This is a genomic window from Robbsia andropogonis, assembly GCF_034047095.1.
Lineage (GTDB): Bacteria > Pseudomonadota > Gammaproteobacteria > Burkholderiales > Burkholderiaceae > Robbsia > Robbsia andropogonis.
In genome coordinates, this window is sequence record NZ_CP139170.1 from 3,173,278 (window position 1) to 3,193,980 (window position 20,703).

Annotated in this window: 16 protein-coding genes and 1 pseudogene; 7 read left to right on the forward strand and 10 right to left on the reverse strand. The window is 62.4% G+C overall.

Features of this window, described 5'->3' with window-relative positions; all coding sequences use genetic code 11:
- Positions 1 to 13 precede the first annotated feature (13 nt).
- The gene (gene tkt / locus SJQ66_RS27275) at positions 14 to 2,092 is read right to left on the reverse strand and encodes a transketolase (protein WP_024901821.1); all 2,079 of its coding nucleotides are present in this window, start codon (positions 2,090 to 2,092) and stop codon (positions 14 to 16) included.
- 176 nt (positions 2,093 to 2,268) lie between these two features.
- On the opposite strand from tkt, the gene SJQ66_RS27280 reads away from it, so the two are divergent.
- Complete coding sequence (locus tag SJQ66_RS27280) at positions 2,269 to 3,048, forward strand: 16S rRNA (uracil(1498)-N(3))-methyltransferase (protein WP_024901822.1); 780 nt, start codon at positions 2,269 to 2,271, stop codon at positions 3,046 to 3,048.
- Positions 3,049 to 3,068: 20 nt separating this feature from the next.
- Here the strand turns inward: SJQ66_RS27280 and SJQ66_RS27285 are convergent, their stop codons facing one another.
- The 3 genes from SJQ66_RS27285 to SJQ66_RS27295 form a co-directional block, all read right to left on the reverse strand.
- The gene (locus tag SJQ66_RS27285; protein ID WP_024901823.1) at positions 3,069 to 3,617 is read right to left on the reverse strand and encodes a barstar family protein; all 549 of its coding nucleotides are present in this window, start codon (positions 3,615 to 3,617) and stop codon (positions 3,069 to 3,071) included.
- A gap of 7 nt (positions 3,618 to 3,624) precedes the next feature.
- The gene (locus SJQ66_RS27290; protein WP_024901824.1) at positions 3,625 to 4,086 is read right to left on the reverse strand and encodes a ribonuclease; all 462 of its coding nucleotides are present in this window, start codon (positions 4,084 to 4,086) and stop codon (positions 3,625 to 3,627) included.
- Between the two features lie 269 nt (positions 4,087 to 4,355).
- Positions 4,356 to 6,659, reverse strand: coding sequence for an NADP-dependent malic enzyme (locus tag SJQ66_RS27295; RefSeq protein WP_320534783.1), 2,304 nt, complete (start codon positions 6,657 to 6,659; stop codon positions 4,356 to 4,358).
- Between the two features lie 636 nt (positions 6,660 to 7,295).
- Here SJQ66_RS27295 and thiL point away from each other — a divergent pair.
- From thiL to SJQ66_RS27310, 3 genes are read left to right on the forward strand one after another with little or no spacing between them, the layout of a single operon-like run.
- A complete protein-coding gene (thiL, locus tag SJQ66_RS27300; RefSeq protein WP_024901827.1) occupies positions 7,296 to 8,528 on the forward strand; it encodes a thiamine-phosphate kinase in 1,233 nt (410 codons plus the stop codon).
- Positions 8,518 to 9,048, forward strand: a complete 531-nt coding sequence (locus SJQ66_RS27305; protein ID WP_320534784.1) for a phosphatidylglycerophosphatase A family protein — start codon at positions 8,518 to 8,520, stop codon at positions 9,046 to 9,048. The genes thiL and SJQ66_RS27305 overlap by 11 nt, the downstream gene beginning before the upstream one ends.
- 60 nt (positions 9,049 to 9,108) lie before the next feature.
- A complete protein-coding gene (locus tag SJQ66_RS27310; RefSeq protein WP_082102699.1) occupies positions 9,109 to 9,684 on the forward strand; it encodes a CinA family protein in 576 nt (191 codons plus the stop codon).
- 46 nt (positions 9,685 to 9,730) lie between these two features.
- On the opposite strand, the gene pyrF is transcribed toward SJQ66_RS27310, so the two are convergent.
- The 6 genes and pseudogenes from pyrF to mpl form a co-directional block, all read right to left on the reverse strand.
- Complete coding sequence (pyrF, locus tag SJQ66_RS27315; RefSeq protein WP_082102697.1) at positions 9,731 to 10,624, reverse strand: orotidine-5'-phosphate decarboxylase; 894 nt, start codon at positions 10,622 to 10,624, stop codon at positions 9,731 to 9,733.
- A 43-nt stretch (positions 10,625 to 10,667) separates the two neighbouring features.
- On the reverse strand, positions 10,668 to 11,399 hold the full coding sequence (mtgA, locus tag SJQ66_RS27320; RefSeq protein ID WP_407691577.1) for a monofunctional biosynthetic peptidoglycan transglycosylase: 732 nt from the start codon (positions 11,397 to 11,399) through the stop codon (positions 10,668 to 10,670).
- On the reverse strand, positions 11,396 to 12,400 hold the full coding sequence (gene aroE / locus SJQ66_RS27325) for a shikimate dehydrogenase (protein ID WP_024901832.1): 1,005 nt from the start codon (positions 12,398 to 12,400) through the stop codon (positions 11,396 to 11,398). The genes mtgA and aroE overlap by 4 nt, the downstream gene beginning before the upstream one ends.
- A complete protein-coding gene (locus tag SJQ66_RS27330) occupies positions 12,397 to 14,544 on the reverse strand; it encodes a ribonuclease catalytic domain-containing protein (protein WP_082102695.1) in 2,148 nt (715 codons plus the stop codon). Before SJQ66_RS27330 ends, aroE begins: the two co-directional genes overlap by 4 nt.
- A gap of 237 nt (positions 14,545 to 14,781) precedes the next feature.
- A pseudogene (locus SJQ66_RS27335) lies at positions 14,782 to 15,339 on the reverse strand (YqiA/YcfP family alpha/beta fold hydrolase); the annotation flags it as partial.
- Positions 15,336 to 16,817 carry a UDP-N-acetylmuramate:L-alanyl-gamma-D-glutamyl-meso-diaminopimelate ligase gene (gene mpl / locus SJQ66_RS27340; RefSeq protein WP_320534785.1) on the reverse strand — a complete coding sequence of 494 codons (1,482 nt, stop codon included), beginning with the start codon at positions 16,815 to 16,817 and terminating at the stop codon, positions 15,336 to 15,338. The pseudogene SJQ66_RS27335 and the gene mpl, both read right to left, overlap by 4 nt.
- A 90-nt stretch (positions 16,818 to 16,907) precedes the next feature.
- Between mpl and SJQ66_RS27345 the strand changes: the two genes are divergently transcribed.
- The 3 genes from SJQ66_RS27345 to accC all read left to right on the forward strand — a co-directional run bounded on the left by SJQ66_RS27345 (position 16,908) and on the right by accC (position 20,491).
- Positions 16,908 to 17,615 (forward strand): hypothetical protein, encoded by a 708-nt coding sequence (locus SJQ66_RS27345; RefSeq protein ID WP_024901836.1) that lies wholly within the window; start codon positions 16,908 to 16,910, stop codon positions 17,613 to 17,615.
- A gap of 746 nt (positions 17,616 to 18,361) precedes the next feature.
- Positions 18,362 to 18,829 (forward strand): acetyl-CoA carboxylase biotin carboxyl carrier protein, encoded by a 468-nt coding sequence (gene accB, locus SJQ66_RS27350; protein WP_046153092.1) that lies wholly within the window; start codon positions 18,362 to 18,364, stop codon positions 18,827 to 18,829.
- Positions 18,830 to 19,120: 291 nt separating this feature from the next.
- Positions 19,121 to 20,491, forward strand: coding sequence for an acetyl-CoA carboxylase biotin carboxylase subunit (gene accC / locus SJQ66_RS27355; protein ID WP_024901839.1), 1,371 nt, complete (start codon positions 19,121 to 19,123; stop codon positions 20,489 to 20,491).
- Positions 20,492 to 20,703: the final 212 nt, after the last annotated feature.

Sequence of the window (20,703 nt, forward strand, 5' to 3'; positions counted from 1 at the left end):
CGATTGAAAAAAATCAGTCGAGCACCGTCTTCACGGCATTCACCACATTGTCGACGGTGAAGCCGAAGTGCTGGAACAGCACCGGCGCCGGGGCCGATTCGCCGAACGTGTCGATACCGACCACGCCGCCCTCGAGGCCCACGTATTTGCGCCAGAAGTCGCTGACTCCCATTTCGATCGCGACCCGTGCCACGCCCTTCGGCAGCACGCGTTCACGGTATGCGGCATCCTGCCGGTCAAACACATCGGTCGACGGCATGGACACGACCCGGGCGCCGATGCCTACCTGCTGCAAGGCCTCCACAGCCTCCATCGCCAGACCGATTTCGGAACCGGTGGCCAGCAGGATCACCTTACGTGCCGGGATTTCTTCATTCCAATCCCGCAGCACATAGCCGCCACGAGCAATATTGGCAATCTGCGCATCGCTGCGCGCTTGGAACGGCAGGTTCTGCCGGCTGAAAATCAGCGCGGCAGGTCCGTCCTTGCGCTCAACGGACTGCGTCCACGCCACCGCGGACTCGACCGTATCGCATGGACGCCATACATCCAGATTCGGAATCAGACGCAGGCTGGCAACGTGTTCGATCGACTGGTGTGTCGGACCGTCCTCACCCAAGCCGATCGAATCGTGCGTGAACACGAACAGGGACCGTGCCTTCATGAGGGCCGCGACACGCAATGCATTGCGGCTATAGTCCGAGAACGTCAGGAACGTGCCGCCGAACGGGACGAAGCCGCCATGCACCGCGATGCCGTTGATCGCGGCGCTCATACCGAATTCGCGTACACCGTAGTTGATGTAGTTGCCACCCTGCGTACCCTCGGCGCTGCCGCGGACCGGCTTGGCAGCTTTCCAGTTCGTCAGGTTCGAACCCGTCAGATCAGCGGAACCGCCAAGCAGTTCCGGCAGCACAGCAGCCAAGCCCTCGATCGCCTGTTGCGAGGCTTTACGCGTGGCCACCGTCTCGGCCCGGCCATTGGCACCTTCGACGATCGCGGCGGCTTTCTCGGCCCAATCGGCCGGCAGCGCACCACGCATCCGACGCTCGAACTCCGCTGCCTCGGTCGGGAAGGCGGCCCGGTAGGCGGCAAAACGCGTATCCCACTCGGACTCCGCTTGCTTACCGGTTTCACGCGCATCCCATGCCGCATAAATTTCCTCCGGCACGTCAAATGCCGGGTATGGCCAGCCCAGCGCCTGGCGCGTGGCCGCGATCTCGTCCGCACCCAGGGCAGCGCCGTGAACATCGTGTGTACCGGCCTTGTTCGGCGAACCCTTGCCGATGACGGTCTTGCAGCAGATAAGCGACGGCTTGCCCGAGGCCTTGGCCGCGGTGATCGCCGCGTCGACCGCATCGATGTCGTGACCGTCCACACCGCGTACGACATGCCAGCCATACGCTTCGAAGCGCCTCGGGGTATCGTCGCCGAACCAGTATTCGACGTGACCGTCGATCGAAATCCCGTTGTCGTCGTACAGCACGACCAGCTTCGACAAGCCCAGCGTGCCCGCCAGCGAGCAGACCTCGTGCGAGATCCCTTCCATCAGGCAACCGTCACCGACGAAGGCGTAGGTATGGTGATCGACGATATCGTGGCCTGGGCGATTGAATTCCCGTGCCAGCAGCACTTCGGCCAATGCCATCCCGACAGCGTTCGCGATGCCTTGGCCCAATGGACCCGTGGTCGTCTCGACACCCGCGGTGATGCCCCACTCCGGGTGTCCAGGCGTCTTGCTATGCAGTTGACGGAATTGCTTCAGTTCACCGATCGGCAAGTCATAGCCGGTCAGATGAAGCAATGCATACAGCAGCATCGACCCATGACCGTTCGAGAGGACGAAACGATCACGGTCGAACCAGAGCGGATTCGAGGGATTGTGCTTCAGGTGCTTCTGCCAGAGCGCCACGGCGATTTCCGCCATGCCCATCGGCATGCCCGGGTGACCCGATTTGGCCTTTTCGACGGCGTCGATCGCAAGAAAGCGAATGGCGTTGGCGAGGGGCGTCGTCGGGCTACTGGTCTGAAGAGTCATGGTGTCGAGAGCTGGCGCCGCTGCGAGCCAGGGCGGATCGCCCGTCGGCGGCAAAAGCCGCGCCGTGCGCGTCGCGCCCCGGCCGACGTCGGCGCGGGATGCATGGAGAATACGTCCACGATACGTCCCCACCGGTTGCCTGCATTCACGATTCGCGGCACATGCCGTGACGAAAGCACACACCAGTCGGGCTCTCCATTCTATCAGAACCCCCGGTGTAGAATGGCCGCATGTCCAGCCCCCGATTCTTTGTCGATCTGCCGCTCAGCACCGGCACATCGCTAACGCTTCCCGCCGAAACCGTCCGGCATCTGCAAGTCCTGCGACTACGCGAAGGCGATTTGCTGACCGTATTCAACGGCGACGGCAACGCCTATGACGCGCGGCTCGATGCCCTGGAAAAACGCAGCGCGCACGCCACCGTGCTGACTGCAACGGTGAATGCCGCTGCCGCGGAGCCACCCTACCGGATCGATCTGGTGCAAGGCGTGGCGAGCAACGAAAAGATGGACTGGCTGATCGAAAAGGCCGTGGAACTGGGGGTCGACACGATCACGCCGATACTCGCGCACCGCAGCGTCGTCAAGCTACAAGGCGAGCGGCTCGAACGGCGGCACGCCCACTGGGAAGCACTGGTGCGGGCGGCGTGTGAGCAATGTGGGCGCAATGTGATCCCGACGGTGCGGGTCCCGCAGCCGTTCGATCGCTGGTTGGAGGCAACGACGCGGAACACGGCGGAGACAAGCGGCTCGCAAGAGGGTGCGCTCACGCCATTGCGCTGGTTGCTATCACCGCGCGCTGCAACCACGTTCGCCGAACTGCCAATCACGCCCCCCGCCGCGCCGATCCAGTTATGGATCGGTCCCGAGGGGGGGTGGTCCATGGAAGAAGAGGCTGCCGCGCGCGCGGCCGGTGTCACCGCGCTATCACTCGGGCCGCGGGTGTTACGCACTGAAACCGCCGGCATGGCCGTCCTCGCCGCGTTGGCCGGACGCTGGGGCGGATGGTGACACCGCGTTGCAACAAGAGATCAGATAAACGAGTAGAACACCCGGAAGGACACGCTCCGTTCCGCCCAGAACTCGGACGCTTCGCGAAAAACGTCCAACAGGTTCTCACGGGCTTCCTTGTCGAACTTTTGCACAGCCGGCAAGCTATCCAGGACGATCACAAAACCCGTCTGACGTCCTGACTTGGCAACCAGATCCGTCAGCGAGTCGTATAACGCATCGAAATTCTTCCCAAAGTGCTTCGGGAAATAAAACGCGCGTGAAATGGCTTCCAGTACTTCGGCTTTCGTGTTCGCCGCGGAGCAATCGGCATAGAAGAAATGCTGGTCCAGGCGCTTCGCCTGTTCGGCGAGATCGACGATGCGGAACGCGCGGATCGACTGCACGATGTTTGACCGCACCGTGCGAAACATGTCGACCGTCGTGTCGTCGGGTGCGCTCGGAGCCGCCGGCTGGCGCTCCACCGCACTATCGCGCAGTGACATGACCCGCCGAAACAGGTTCAAGTCGCTACGCCCGAAAAGATCAACTGCGACCACGGTCTCTTGCGCAGAATGGTTGCCGCTCATACCGTTGTCATCCCTGGATTCGTTTGAAACTACTGTAATGGTCGTCCGAGTAGAAACAGGCATCTGGCTGTCTCGGTGGCCCGCCACACACAATGCGCCGCGCTCCGCGATCCCTCGCGCGCGGCGTTGGCACCGTATACTCCCGATAATAGCCGCGGGGTTCGCGCGGCAGCAACTTTTCGCGGTTGCCGAAAACGATGCCGTCCTTGTCATACCGGAACGGCCCGCCATCACGAATCTGGATCAATACCCGCTGCGCCTCAAGGGGTAAGGCGTGCTTCTCGAGCGTTGGCCCCGCGAACGTCGCCGCACCGTTCGGGTCCCCCGCGTCGCCATTTTCGGAGTAGCGCGACTGCCGCGCATCGGCGGCCGCAACGATCCGCAACCCCTGCCCATGCACGCCAAACCCGGCAGCCGGCAAACCGTCGACGGCGCTCCCCGTTCCAACACCTAACCAGGCAAACGCCATCAACGCCGCTGCCGCGGTACGGGCCGCCCACTTCCCCATGCTAAGACACCAGCCAGGCGGCCGAGTTCATCGCCGCATTAGAAAAACCGCGAAATAATACGCGCCAAGGCGTTAGCCTACCCCGAAGGCACAAGCAAATCAATCAGATATCGGAATTTACGACGATTGCGACGCGCACCATGAGGTGACGGTTGTCCCCGCACGACGGGGGACGGAAGGGAGTAAAGCGAAACGTGTCGATCACGAAAATAACCGACACATGCGCGCGATCAATGCCGCAGTTCCTCGGCAACGATATCCGCCACCAGCAACGCTGCCATGTTGACGATTCGTCGCACCGTCGCAGATGCCGTCAGAATATGCACCGGCTGCTTTGCACCCAGCAAGATCGGACCGATCGCTACATTGTTGCCGGCGGCGACTTTCAACAGGTTATAGGCAATATTTGCCGAGTCTATATTCGGCATGACCAGTAGATTCGCGTTACCTTGCAACGTGGAATCCGGCAATTGGTCCGCACGCAATTGCGCGTCCAATGCGACATCGCCGTGCATTTCGCCGTCCACGTCCAGATCCGGTGCTGTTTGCTGCAGGATCTCCAGCGTATCGCGCATCTTCTGCGCGCTTGGACCCTTGCTTGATCCAAAATTCGAATGCGACAACAGTGCGATCTTCGGCTCGATGCCGAAACGGCGCACTTCCTCGGCCGCCATGATCGTGATTTCGGCCAGTTCCGCCGGTGTCGGATCATAGTTGACGTGGGTATCCACTAGGAAAATCTGGCGCCCTGGCAGCAGCAGCGCATTCATCGCCGCGTAGACGGTCGCACCTTCCCGTTTCCCGATTACCTGGTCGATAAAGTGCAGATGGCGATGCGTGGTACTGATCGTGCCGCAAATCAGGCCTCGCGCCTCGCCTTTCTTCACCAGCATCGAGCCGATCAGCGTGGGACGACGACGCATTTCCAGCTTGGCCGATTGGGCGGTCGTGCCTTTACGGGCCTGCATCTTGTGATACGTCTGCCAATAGTCGCGATAGCGTTCGTCGAACTCCGGATTGACGATACGGAAGTCCTGATCCTGAACCAGACGCAGTCCATAACGCGTCATGCGTTGCTGGATAACCGCGGGACGACCCACGAGGATCGGGAAGCAGATCTTCTCGTCCACCAGGATCTGCACCGCGCGCAGGACCCGCTCTTCTTCCCCTTCGCTGAACACGATGGTCTTCTGCTCCGGCGTGGCGGCGCGCGCCACCTGGAACACCGGCTTCATGATCGTGCCGCTTTGATAGACGAACTGCTGCAGATGCTGTTCGTAGGCGTCCATGTCCTCGATCGGCCGCGTGGCCACGCCGTCGAGCATGGCCGCCTTTGCAACCGCCGGTGCGATCTTCACGATCAGGCGCGGGTCGAATGGCTTGGGAATAAGATACTGCGGACCAAACGACAGGTCTTCGATGCCGTAGGCCGTGGCCACCACGTCACTTTGTTCCTGGCGGGCCAATTCGGCGATCGCATTGACGACGGCGATTTCCATGTTCTTTGTAACCGTGGTCGCGCCGACATCCAGTGCACCGCGGAAAATGAACGGGAAACACAGGACGTTGTTAACCTGATTCGGGTAGTCGGTGCGGCCGGTGGCGATGATGGCGTCCGGCCGCACTTCCAGCGCCGCCTCCGGCATGATTTCCGGATTGGGATTCGCCAGCGCCAGGATCAGCGGATCCTTCGCCATCTTCGCGACCATCTCCGGCTGCAACACGCCACCGGCCGACAGGCCCAGAAAAATATCGGCGCCTTCAATCGCTTCGGCCAAGGTCCGATGCGAGGTATCGCTCGCGAACTGCTCCTTCTTGGGGTCCATCAGTTCGGTGCGACCTTTGTACACCACCCCGGCCAGGTCGGTCACGATGATGTTCTCGAGCTTCAACCCGAGATCGAGCAGCAACTCCAGACAGGCGAGCGCCGCCGCGCCGGCGCCGGACGAGACGAGCTTGACTTCCGAAATCGGCTTGCCGACCACTTTCAAGCCGTTCGTCACTGCCGCGCCCACGACAATCGCCGTGCCGTGCTGGTCATCGTGAAAGACCGGGATCTTCATCCGCTTGCGGCATTCGCTTTCGACGACGAAGCAGTCCGGTGCTTTGATGTCTTCGAGGTTGATACCGCCGAACGTCGGCTCCAGCGCCGCGATCACGTCCACAAGCTTATGCGGGTCCATTTCGTTCAGCTCGATGTCGAATACATCGATACCGGCAAATTTCTTGAATAGAACAGCCTTGCCTTCCATCACCGGCTTGGACGCCAGCGGACCGATATTGCCCAGCCCCAGCACCGCCGTACCGTTCGATACCACCCCCACGAGATTGCTGCGGGCCGTGAACCGCGCCGCATTCAACGGGTCCTTGACGATTTCCTCACACGCGGCGGCAACGCCGGGCGAGTACGCCAGCGCAAGGTCACGCTGGTTTATCAGTTGTTTCGTCGCGGCGATGGCGATCTTGCCCGGCGTCGGAAATTCGTGGTAATCGAGCGCGGCTTCGCGCAGTTTGGCATTGACGGGTGTGGACATGAGAACCTGGCAGAAAGCGGTCGCGTAACGACCAAAAAGCAAAGACGATCCAACAGCAGCCTGGCGACAGCATCGCCACCGACGATATTGCCACGATCGTTGCAACGGCGGTCACTGACACTTCCGCTCCTTGCCCGTCATCGTGCATCCGGCATCCTGTAATCGAAACCTTGCGCCATCAGGAGAAACAGCGCGCCGACGTCGCGGGCACCCCACCCAAAGCGGGCCGCGCGCAGACGCCAAAAGATCGACGCGTCGGCGCATTGTAGCGCCAATTGTTCCAACAAATATGAGCATCGCTGCGTGAAATACGCTATTGCACCATCGTGCAAGCGGTATTGCTGCGTCGCAGCAGCGTCGTGATTCACATAAGGCGTAAGGGGCGATCGCCGTGGCATCGTCCGCGTTGCGCGTTACGTCCCACCACCCTCCCCGATGTATTGCCATGGGCCGCGCATCGGTGCGGCAAACCGCCTGGGACGCGATCTTACAAAGACATCTGGAGACCGCCGGCGCAACCACCCTGTCCGCCGCGACATGAATGCGGGCACAATACCGGGCGAGGCAGTCCATGTCGCCGATCCGCGTTTTCCACTTTCGACAGACCGCCCACGCAGGGCGAGTCCCCCAGTCCGCATGCCAACAGAATTCGAACTGATCGATCAGATTTTCTTGCGCCGCGCGCGTGCGGCGCGCGTGCGCGCCGAAGTGCATGCCGCCCGCGACGGGTCCGCGCCGTCTCGCTTGCGTTCCACCCGCCTCGGCATCGGCGACGATTGTGCGCTGCTGGACCTGCCTGCGGGACAGTCGTTGGCGGTGTCGACGGATATGCTGGTCTGCGGCCGCCATTTCCTGCCTGACGTCGATCCGCGCAAGCTCGGTCACAAGGCGCTGGCGGTCAATCTGTCGGATTTGGCGGCGATGGGTGCCACTCCGATGGCATTCACCTTGTCGCTGGCTCTGCCACCGGAGATCGCGGCCGATGTGAATTGGCTCGATCGCTTTGCGGAAGGGCTGTTTGCGTTAGCGGAACCGCACGGCTGCGAATTGATCGGGGGTGACACGACAGCCGGTCCGTTGACGATCAGCATCACGATCTTCGGCGCCTTGCCGCATGGTGCCGCACTGCGGCGTGACGCGGCACGCGCAGGCGACGACATCTGGTTATCAGGGACATTGGGCGACGCACGGCTGGCATTGGGGCTGATGCGTCAGGACTGGCCACTGACCACGCTTGGCACGTCCGACGCTGCCGGGACGCTGGCAGCGGTACGCACCGCGATGGAGGCGCCGCAACCACGCATTGCGCTAGGGGAGCAATTGCGCGAACTGGCGCATGCGGCGATCGATCTCTCGGATGGCCTCGCCGGGGACCTGGCACACATCGCGCGGCGCTCCGGCCTGGTGGCCGTCGTCGACGTTGATGCCGTGCCCCGCTCGGGATGGTTGGCCGCGTGCGCACCCGAAATCCAGAAGGTCTGCACGTTGAGTGGCGGCGACGATTACGAACTGTGCTTCACGGCACCGATCGCATCGCGCGCGGCGTTGGAAGCCCTGAACGCTCACGGTTCGATCGATGGTGTCGCCCTCACCCGGGTCGGTACGATGCGGGCACCGGAAACCGCCGCGGCGTCGCCAACCGGCACGCCAAGCGATATGCCCGCGACGCATCATGAATCAATGCGCTCAGGCGCATCCGAGGACGCCTTGGCATCCCGTGCCGTGATCGAGGATATACGCGACACCACCGCGCCGCTACGACTCGCGACGGGCACCCTGAATCAGGCAGGTCAGGTACACTGGGTCGCCTCCGACGGTACCCCTCTTTCTCTTTCGCTGACCGGTTTCGATCACTTCGATGCAGCCTGACCCTACTCTCTCCGATACACAGGCACGCGTCGAGCGCCAGCCCGCGACGCTGCGTTTCATGCTGTCTCATCCGGTACATATCGCCTCGCTGGGTTTCGGCAGCGGGCTTTCGCCGATCATGCCCGGCACCTGCGGCACGTTGTTCGGCTGGGCCGCGTTTGCCGTGCTCCAGCCGTGGTTGTCCAACACGGCCTGGGCGCTGTTGATCCTGATCGGCTTCCTGGCCGGCATCGGCTTCTGCGGCTTTACCGCGCGCCGCATGAATATGCCGGACCCGGGACCCGTCGTATGGGACGAGGTCATCGCGATATGGCTGGTCCTGTGGCTCGCCGCACCAACGGGTTTCGCTGCGCAATTGCTTGCCTTCGCCGTGTTCCGCTTTTTCGATATGGTCAAGCCACCGCCGATCCGTTGGTTCGACCAGCGTTTGAAAGGCGGCTTCGGCATCATGTTCGACGATATCGTGGCCGCGTTTTTCGCGTTGCTGGTCCTGGCGATCGGACATCGTCTGTTCGGCTAGCGTGGCCGATACGATCCGTCCCGTGCGCCCTTGTTTCTCGCTTACCAGGAGGAAACGCCGATGTCCTCAGACACGCTTACTGTTGACTTGACGATCGCAGAGGCTGCACCACCACCATCGTATGACGCACTGGCTCAGCAAGCGGCCCAATTAGGACAGCAGCTGATTCAGCGCGGCTGGACGGTGGCGACGGTCGAATCATGCACCGGCGGCTTGATCGCCGCTGCGCTCACGGAAGTGGCGGGAAGCAGCGCGTGGTTCGAGCGGGGCTTCGTGACCTATTCGAATGCCGCGAAAACCGGCGCGGTGGATGTCGCCACCGCGCTGATCGACACGCATGGCGCGGTCAGCGAACCGGTGGCGGCGGCGATGGCGCGTGGCGGGTTATTGGCGAGCCAGGCTCGGATAACGGCATCGGTCACCGGCGTCGCGGGACCCAGCGGTGGCAGCGCCGAGAAACCAGTGGGAACGGTTTGCTTCGGGTGGGCCTATCGATCGGCGGAAAATACGGCGCCAGTGGTCCACACGGTCACCTGTCACTTCGATGGTGATCGTGCGTCCGTTCGGCGGCAAAGCGCGCGGCATGCACTGCATGGTCTGGCGCTGCTCGTCTCGCACACTACGACGGGCACATGAAGCGCGGCAAACCACGGCGCATCACGGAAGCAGGTCGCCGTGCGAATCAAACGCCGCGCGCGACATTGATCGCGTCACGGGTCGCGCGAGCCGCGTCGGCCGCGCGCTGGGCGAAGTCCGCGCCGTTACCCGCATAGAGGATCGCACGCGACGAATTGATCATCATGCCGGTGTTGTCGGCGGTCTTGCCGGCCGACACCGTTGCTTCCACATCGCCGCCTTGCGCGCCAATGCCTGGAATCAACAACGGCATGTCACCGACGATGCCCCGGACCCTCGCAATTTCCGCTGGAAAGGTCGCGCCCACGACCAGCGACAGCTCCCCGCTGGCGTTCCATTCACCGGCGGCCTTTTCCGCCACGACCTGATACAAGGGTCGCGCCGTTGCCGCGCCGTCGGTGGGCGATACATCGAGGAACTGCAGATCCGAACCACCGGGATTCGATGTCCGGCACAGCACGATGACGCCCTTGCCCGGATAAGCGAGATAAGGCTCGATCGTATCAAAGCCCATATACGGATTCACCGTCACCGCATCCGCCTGAAAACGCTCGAACGCTTCACGCGCGTACTGCTGCGCGGTGGAGCCGATATCGCCGCGCTTCGCATCCAGGATCACCGGCACCCCCGGATGATGCGCGTGAATATGCGCAATCAGCCGTTCGAGCTGCCACTCGGCGCGATGCGCCGCGAAATAGGCTATTTGCGGCTTGAAGGCGCTCGCATACGGCGCGGTGGCATCGACGATATCGCGACAGAACGTGAAGAGGTGCTCAGGATCGGCGTTGCCCCTGTTCCCACCCAGTGCGGCGGGAAAACGCGTGGGCTCCGGGTCCAGTCCGACGCACAGCAATGAACCGGTGCGTTGCCAGGCGGCACGCAGCATGCCGTTGAAAGAAAACGTGGCGGAAGAGGGGGGCACGGAAGAATGAGCAGACATGAGATGAACGGGACGCGAATCGGAACGCAAGCGCGATTCTACCCTACCGCGGGACCGTTACCGCGTTCATCCGCGCCTGAATGACGCCGGTGCGTTGCCGCAGATACGGCGAGCCAGGATGGGCGTCGTAGTAGCGCGGATCGGGCAGCATCACCGCGAGGCGCGCTGCCTGGGCCGCCGATAGCCGCGCCGCGGAAACATGGAAGTAATGTCGCGCGGCCGCCTCCGCACCGTACACGCCATTGCCCCATTCCACCGAGTTCAGGTAGATTTCAAGGATACGACGCTTGTCGAGCACCATGTCGAGCATGCCGGTAATGATCAGCTCCTGGCCCTTGCGAATATAGCTCTTTTCCGACGACAGAAAGAGATTGCGCGCCAATTGCTGTGTGATCGTCGACCCCCCGCGCGCCACGCGTCCCGCACGCTGATTGCGATCCCAGGCTTGCATCATCGCCTCGGTATCGAAGCCCGGATTGTCGACGAAGGTGGCATCCTCGGATGCCACCACCGCGCGCTTCAAGTTGATCGAGATGGCATCGTACGGCACCCATTCATGTTCCAGGGAACGGTGATCGCCGTCATGCGCCATCCGCCAGCTACCGGCCCGCATGTAGGCGGTGGAACCCGGGTCGACGAAACGCCACCAGACGATGCTCGCCAGGTAAAAGACCTGCGTCGCGCACCACGCCACCAGCAAAAGCGTCAACACCCGCATGACGCGGGAGGTCAGCCATCGCCGGCGTGGGGAGCGGGTCGCCACTATCGCACTTATCCCTTCAACCGTGCGCGCAGCGCGGTCAGCACCGGGCGGCCATCAGGGCGTACCCCCCGCCACGACAGAAACGACTCGGCAGCCTGCTCGACCAGCATCCCCAGACCATCGGCGATATCGGCACCGGCCGCCCGCGATGCAAGCAGGAACGGCGTAAGCGCAGCGCCGTACATCATGTCATAAACCAATGTACCAGCGCCAATCGCCCCGGCCGGCAGATCCGGCAACGCGCCGCCGAGACTGCTCGATGTCCCGTTGATGACGATGTCATAGCGCGCAGCCGATGCCGATGCTACGTCGAGTGCCGCCGCGGTTCCGGCTTCCGTCGCGCCCGTCATCGATGCCGGAGAACGATCGGAAGCAGACGGGACGACGGCCGCGTCGAACGGCAGCAACTGTGACGCTTCGAGGGCTTCCAGCACCACATGCCGCGCCACGGCATCAGCGGCAAAATGGTCGCGCAACGCGTGTGCGCGCTGCACGGTACGATTGGCGATGTGCAACTGCCTGGGTCCACGCTCCAGAATCGGAAGGATCACGCCACGCGCCGCGCCACCTGCGCCCAACAGCAAGACGCGCTTACCCGCGAACGGACAACCCAGATTGATCTCGATGTCCTGCACCAGACCGGCGCCGTCGGTGTTGTCGCCTTCGATCCGCACCGTGTCACCTTCGCGCAAAAAGCGCAACGTATTGACTGCGCCCGCAGCGGCGGCGCGCGGCGTCAACGTATCGGCCAGGGCGTGCGCTTCCAGCTTGAACGGCACGGTGACATTCATCCCTCGCCCGCCCGCGGCGGCAAACGACCGCACCGCGTCGGCAAAACCATCGAGCGGTGCCAGCAGACGGTCATAGTGCAGTGCATGACCTGTGGCTTTCGCAAAAGCCGCATGGATCTCCGGCGATTTACTGTGTGCGATCGGATGTCCCACCACCAGGTAGCGATCGACATCCATGATTGGTTGCCCGCCCGCTTGGTCATGCGACGTATTCGCGATCATGCTCGCTTCTCCAAGTCCCCGGTGCCCTGCAATGCGGCCTGATCGCGGTTTTCCGTGACTGCCGCCTCCTGGTCGAATGCGTTGTCGTCGTCCCGCGCCCCCGTATCGGTGTCGCCGTCCGGCGGCGCGGCAGCGTCTTCCGTCGTGGCGCCGTCGCCCGCCTTGCCCGCTTCGGCCGCCAATTCCACCTCCGCCGCGTCCTCGCCCGTCTCCTCGGCGTCGGCGCCATCGACCGTGTCCGCGCCATCGACGGGCGGCACGTCCAGCACCTGTACCAGTCGACATGACAAGTCGACGTTGAGTTCATCCATCTCGACGATATCGAGCAGCAGGCGCGTGCCGCGCGCGTGCACGCCGATCGCGGGAACGATCATCGTGAGCGGGATCTCCTCGAAACGTACCAGATCGCCCTTGATGACCTGTGCCACCATCTGCTTGCGCTCCTCCTGCCGCAACCAGCGCAGGCACCAGAACTTTTCCATCTTGTGCTGATGCTCGGCGTAGGCCGAATACGTCTCGTCGAAGCCCTGAACCACCGCATAAAGGTCCGCATCCTTCGGCTTGAACGGCGCGACCATCTTTGCAGCCACGCCATGACGCGTGATGGCCACCAATTGCCATTGATTCACCAGATCGACATACCGACGCAGCGGAGAGGTGCTCCACGCATATTGCGCAACGCCTAGACCTTCATGCGGTGCCGCCGATGTCTGCATCCGCGTGCGATTCGGACCGAAGGCGCGTTGTGCCCGATAGATGCCCGGCACGCCATGTTCGGCCAGATACGCGCCCCAGTTGCTGTTTGCCGCAATGGCCAGCTCGGCGACGATCAGATCCAGCGGCGCGCCACGGCGACGCGGCGAGATGGTGACGTGCTCGCCTTCGATGTAGAAGTTGAAATCGGACGAGCGTTGCACCTCGCGGCGCAAGCCGTTGGCGATCCGCGTCTGCTGCCGCGTCTCATGGAGCGCCTGCGCCAACGGCCACAATGCCACGATGTCGTCGCGATGCGGGTAGTCGCCTTCATTGGCGGCCAGCGATTCCTCGGTCACGATCGGGTCGAGAATATTTGTACGCAGATTGTGCGAGATGAAGACCTTCTCGACGCGCGTCTCGGTGGCAACCACATCGTAGGTCTGCTTGTCGACGATCAGGTACAGCGACACCGCTGGCCGGAAGTCGCCTTCGTTCAGCGTGAAGACCTCCACCACCTCCGGGGGCAACATCGTGATCTTGTCACCCGGCATATAGACGGTGGACAGACGCGCCCGTGCGATGGCGTCGATCGCATCATCCTTCATGATGCCGAGCGATGGCGCCGCGATATGCACGCCCACCCTCAACCGATCGTCCGCCAGATGTGTCACCGAGATGGCATCATCGATTTCAGTCGTCGTGATGTCGTCGATCGAGAAAGCGCGCACACCGGCGTCCGGCAGTTCGTCTAGCGGCGCAGCGACACTGACCGCCGGGAAACCGATACCGTCGGGAAAATATTCCGCGATAAACTTGGTCTCATGCCACATACGGGGCGACTCGATGCCGCCGCACGCGATCATCAACTGCGCCGCCGTCATGCCACGCGCGGCGGCGGCGGCTTCCATCGCCTTGTATTCGATCGTATTCTTGTCGGGCCGCACCAGCAAGTTCACGACCCGCCCCTTGAAGGCGTCCGGCAGTCGACCTTCGATCAGTTCCTGTACATAGCCATCCTGGACGCGTGCCTGCTCGGCCTTGCGTGCCAATGCCGACAGCGCCGCCTTCAATTGCTCTTCCGGCGCCCGCTGGTAATTTCCCCGGCCCTTGCGCCGGAAATAGACCGGCGAGCCGTGAATACGCAATGCCAGTGCCGCGCGCTGCACCGCCGTCGGCTTCTCGCCAAAGTACTCGGTCGCCAGCGCGGCGAAATTGAATTCGTCGACGCCGGCTACCTCCCAAAGGAAATCCAGATCGATGTCGCCCGCTTCAGTGTCGGCCTGTTTGATCAGGTCGGCGGGCGCGGGCGACGTAAACTCCACCATCACGTCCCGGCCCTTTACTTTCGCCCGACGACCACCCGGCAACTCCACCTGCAGCGCGTCACCGTTCTGCGAGAGCACGGTGCCCGCCTTGAAACTGCCGGATTCTTCAAAAAAAACGTTCACGCTCTACCCTTTCTCCGCATTCGACTGCGGTCGTTCCCATCGTGTGCGCGATGACGCGATGGTGTCGGTGGTTGCCATCGGGCCGCCACCGACACATGTTCAATTTGCCATGCGGCGCGTTCCCGTCACCACGGGCGGTACACCACCAATCGCCAATGCCGGGACATCATCCTGCGCAACGATATCGGCATTCGGACAGGTTGCCACCGCGCCCGGCAGCGGTGCGACATCGATGCCACAGAATGCCAGCACCGCGTCCAGATAATCGTCGAATTCGCTGATAGCGTGGTTGCTGCCTTCGATAAGCGTCGTTTTTGCGCCCGCGTAATGCACCAGCATATCCCGATAGTCCAGAACCTCGTCACCCGTGGCAGCCAGCAGAAAATACCGACCCGGGTCACTTAGCCGCTCGACCCGCAATGCCTTCAATTCATCGAGATGCCGTGGCTCGACGACGATCGTGCCACCGCCGTGCCACAAGGGTTGCTCACCCAGAAAGCGCTCCAGGCTCGCGTCCGGCATCGTCGCCGGATTGATCACCACGGCACGGCATCCGATCCGCTCCGCAAGCCATGTCGCGTAATAACCACCCAGCGAACTTCCGACCAGCGTCAAATCCGATGCGGGCGTCTGACCGATAATCGACTCGGCCAGACGGATTGCTTCATAGGGACTTACCGGCAATTGCGGGCAACGCCATGCATTGATCTGTCCAAGAACAGCCAAGCGTCCGGCAAGCCGCCGCGCCTTGAAGGAGCGCGGAGAGGAACGGAATCCGTGCAGATAGAGAATCAATGCGCTTCCCGGTTCTTGGGGCGCTGCGACAGCGCATCGAGCAACAGCTGATGCACGCCGCCGAACCCGCCATTGCTCATGACCAGCACCTGATCGCCGGGACGCGCCTCACGCACGACGGCGGCAACCAGCCCGCGCAGATCGTCAAATGCCTGCGCACGGCCGCCCAGCGGCGCCAAAGCGTCTGCCAGATTCCAGTCCAGCGCCGTTTTACCGGTAGGCGCGTGATAAGCGAACGTCAAGTCCGCGCCCATGAGGCTCTGCGGCAATGCAGCCTTCATCACCCCTAGCTTCATCGTATTCGAACGCGGCTCCAGCACCGCCAGGATGCGACCGTCACGCCCGGCAGCATCCCCCCGCGTCATCGCCGCGCGCAGACCGGCAATCGTCGTACGTATCGCGGTGGGATGGTGGGCGAAGTCATCATAGACGGTGATACCCATCACATCGCCGCGCCTTTCCATTCGACGCCGGATACCCCGGAAAGTGCCCAATGCTTTCGCGGCGACGCCAGGCAGCACGCCGACATGATGCGCCGCCGCCACCGCCGCCAACGCGTTCATGACATTATGCCTGCCCTGCAATCCCCACTCGACCTCGGCCACCTGGCGACCCTGCCACGCCACGCCGAAATGCGCGGCGTCGATGTCGTCGCTCGCTCGGTCGGCGACCTGATCGCCCGGTGTCGCGGTGGGCGGCATTGCGGCCGCGACGGGTTGCAACAACGCCCGGGCTTCCCAGCCGTTCTCCACGCCAAAGCGCTCGACCTCGCTCCAGCAACCGCGTTGCAGCACGCGATCCAGCGCCGCTTCGGTCCCATTCGACACGATACGTCCGATGCCCGGCACCGTCCGCACCAGATGATGGCACTGTGTCTCGATGGCCGCGAGATCGGGGAAAATATCAGCGTGATCGTATTCGAGGTTATTGAGAATCAGCGTCCGCGGCCGGTAATGCACGAACTTCGACCGCTTGTCGAAAAACGCGGTGTCGTATTCGTCGGCTTCGATGACGAAAAACGACGAATCGGTCAAGCGGGCCGAAATCCCGAAATCCTGCGGAACCCCGCCAATCAGGAAACCAGGCGCGAAGCCTGCCTGATCCAGGATATGCGCCAGCATCGATGTCGTGGTGGTCTTGCCGTGCGTCCCCGCGACGGCCAGCACCCACTTGTCCGCCAGGACATGCTCGGACAGCCATTGGGGCCCGGACGTGTAAGGCAGGCCACGATCGAGGATGCGCTCCATCAACGGATTACCGCGCGTGATGACATTCCCGATCACATACAGGTCCGCGCCAATCACGGCCGGATCGGCGTCGTAACCATCGGTCAGGTTGATTCCCTGAGCGGCGAGCTGCGTGCTCATCGGTGGGTAGACCGCCGCATCGCACCCCGTGACCTGGTGCCCGGCTTCTCGGGCCAGCACGGCCAAACCACCCATGAACGTACCGCAGATACCGAGAATATGAATATGCATGGGAACGTGCCGAACGACTGATATCAAAACCGGTGCATTGTACCCGAGGGGCCGCCTAGCCCCCCCTCGAATCTCAGGTATCATGGCCCGATGGCACGTAAACCCGCACTCGATCCCAGGCGCGTACGCGAAGAAATCGCGGCGGTGGCAGCGAAGTTGATCGCCGAGGACGGCTTCGACTTCGCTAGCGCCAAGCGCAAGGCCGCGCGACAACTGCTCGGAGACTCCCGGATTTCCGGTGAATGGCTGCCGGACAACGACATGATCGAGGATGAAGTCCGCGAATACCAGTCGCTTTTCCTGTCCGACAGCCAGCCCGCAATCTTGCACGCAATGCGACGGATCGCTCTCGAATGGATGGCGCGCCTGTCCGCGTTCGACCCGTACGTGACCGGCGCCGTCTGGAATGGCACGGCCGGAGCGCACTCGGACATCCACCTGCAATTGTTTTCCGATGCAAGCAAGGACATTGCCATCTTCATGCTCAATGCCGGCATCGACTACGACGCTGGCGAGACCCGTCACGCGGGCGGCAAAGGCATGGTAGAGACGCTGAGCTTTGTCGTGCGCGATGCCGCGTTGCGCGACGCGCGGGCAGGCGATACCGACGGCCGGCATGGCTTAGGCGGCATGGGCGCGCCCGCCGACGGCACCGTAGGCATCCAGTTGTCCCTGTACCCGCAGAACGACCTCCGCGGCGCTACGCGCAACGACCCCCGCGGCCGACCGATTCGCGGCAGCATGCGAATGCTGACGGATATGCTCGAAGCACAGGCCGATGCCCAGGAAGGCGCATAGGGCATTACCACGACCGCGCCACCAGGACCCATTGCCAAAGACGTGACCTGACGGGCACGACATCGTGTCGACAGACACGATGTCCGATCGACCGGCCAGGCGTCCTTGCTTTCGTGCGCCCTCTTCCAGGATCTGCTTGCGATGTCGCGGAATGCAGCATGGGCTTTGTATCGTCCGCATTACCGTTGCTGTCGTTTTGTGCCTGTCTTATGCGAAAGGACCGGCGTGCCCTATGGCGTCCGCGCCGACAGACAACGACGTCGCGCGTAACGCCCATCGGATCAGGGCGCCACGCGCCTTTGCCCCCGCTGAAATAAGCTGAGTCCTATTTTTCACTGGACAGTTTTTTTCAAATAGCGGTAAAGTCGCGCAACTTCGCGAATTTTGCTGCGAACCATCACTTTGTTGCAACCAGGCGACAGTCAATTGTTTCTCGACAGAATACATGTTTGCGTCACAGCATGCGATCCTGGAAATACGCTGAAATTAGCAGAATTTTTCGCAAAAAGCGTGCAGATTGGACGAAGTTAGGTTACATTGACGCTAATCAGGAATTGACCCCGACGTCCGTGGGGTTGATCCCGCGATCGTGACAGATCCGACATGCGAGGGGTGACCGAATGGCTCGGACCATTGTCGTCTCCATAAGCGCGGCCGCCGTGTGCGTGGCGCCGTTCGAGGGGCGCCAGGGGTAAGCCTGCCTGTCGTAGTTCCGATCATAGATTAATTTAAACGGAGCTTTTTCGATGGACCTACGTAAGCTGAAGACTTTGATCGACCTGGTGGCCGAGTCCAGCATTTCCGAACTCGAAATCACGGAAGGCGAAGGCCGCGTGCGCATTGTCAAGAATGCGGCGCCGGTGTACGCGGCGGCGGCGCCGGCGGTCCATTACGCACCGGCAGCGGGCGCACCGGCGGCGGGTGCGCCCGCTGCCGGTGCGGCGCCTGGCGCAGCACCCGCCGAGCCGGCGGCGCCACAAGGCCATATCGTCACGTCACCGATGGTCGGCACGTTCTACCGCGCACCCTCACCGGGTGCGGAATCCTTCGTCCAGGTGGGCGACACGGTCAAGGAAGGCCAGACGATCTGCATCATCGAAGCGATGAAGCTGTTGAACGAAATCGAAGCCGACAAGAGCGGCGTGATCAAGGAAGTACTGGTCGACAACGGCCAGGCAGTCGAATACGGCCAGCCGCTGTTCGTTATCGGCTGATACCGCGGGCGGACAGCCCGGCGTGCCACGCGCCCCCGGTCCCCAGGACGGTGCGCGTAGCCCGCGCCGATGTCGTCGTCGGCACGAAGACGCGTTTCGGCGGATGAGACAGAGTGAAGACCGCATGGTTCTCCTGCGCGTGCGTGATGGCGTATGCCGAGAAGAAGGCGCCGGGACCGCGACATTCGCAGCGAACACGCCGTCCCGCCCTGTTCCGACAGTTTTCGTGCCTTTTCGATTGATCCCGGCGATCGGTAACGATCGTCCGACATTCCGCTAGGCTTTTCAGCTATGTTCGAAAAAATTCTCATTGCCAATCGCGGGGAAATCGCGCTGCGTATTCAGCGCGCGTGCCGTGAACTCGGCGTTAAGACCGTGGTGGTCTACTCCGAAGCCGACAAGGAAGCAAAGTACGTCCGGCTGGCGGATGAAGCCGTGTGTATCGGTCCGGCTCCGTCGAATCTCAGCTATCTCAACATGCCGGCGCTGATCAGCGCCGCGGAAGTCACCGATGCCGAGGCAATTCATCCCGGCTATGGCTTCTTGTCGGAAAATGCCGACTTTGCCGAGCGCGTCGAGCAGTCCGGATTCGCGTTCATCGGACCCCGCCCGGAAACCATCCGTATGATGGGCGATAAGGTGTCTGCGAAGCAGGCAATGATCCGTGCCGGCGTGCCGTGCGTGCCCGGTTCGGAAGGCGCATTGCCGGAAGATCCGAAGGAGATCATCAAGATCGGCCGCGCCGTGGGCTATCCCGTGATCATCAAGGCCGCGGGCGGCGGCGGCGGTCGTGGCATGCGCGTGGTCCACAGCGAAGCGGCGTTGATCAACGCGGTCAACATGACGCGCGAGGAAGCCGGCCGAGCCTTCGGCAATCCCGAAGTCTATATGGAGAAGTTCCTGCAGAATCCGCGTCACGTGGAAATCCAGGTTCTTGCCGACACGTTCAAGAACGCCATCTGGCTGGGTGAGCGCGACTGCTCGATGCAACGCCGCCACCAGAAGGTGATCGAGGAAGCGCCGGCCCCGGGTATTGCACGCCGCATCGTCGAAAAAGTGGGGGAACGCTGCGCCGAGGCCTGCAAGAAGATGGGGTATCGTGGCGCCGGCACGTTCGAGTTCCTGTTCGAAAACGACGAGTTCTATTTCATCGAAATGAACACGCGCGTGCAGGTCGAACATCCCGTCACCGAACTGATCACGGGCGTCGACATCGTGCAGGAACAGATCCGCATCGCCGCAGGCGAAAAACTGGAGATCCGTCAGCGCGACGTCGAACTGCGCGGGCATGCGATCGAATGCCGTATCAATGCCGAGGACCCCCTCAAGTTTACGCCGTCACCGGGTCGCATTACGTCATGGCATCCACCGGGCGGCCCTGGCATCCGTGTCGATTCGCATGCCTATGATGGCTATTTCGTGCCGTCGAACTACGATTCGATGATCGGCAAGGTCATTGCCTATGGTGCCACCCGCGATCAGGCGATCAAGCGGATGCAGATCGCGCTGTCGGAAATGGTGGTCGAAGGCATCAAGACGAACATTCCGCTGCATCGGGAACTGATGGCCGACGGTGCATTCATCGCCGGCGGCACGAGCATCCATTATCTGGAAGAACGCCTGGCCGCAAATAAAGCCGCCGAGCAAGGCAACCAGGCCTGAACGTAACCGGCGCGTGCAGGGTTGCGCCTCGTGGACAAGCCGAACCACTGCCGGGAACGTTGCCAGAAGGACCACCGCGCGGGTGTACCGTGGGACTGACGCAGTGCATGCGCCGCCCCGGTGCCCCGCGCTTTTTTTCGATACGTCCCTTCGATACCACGACGGGCGCGGTGTCGAACACCCGGTGACATCGCGTATCATCCGGGTTTGGA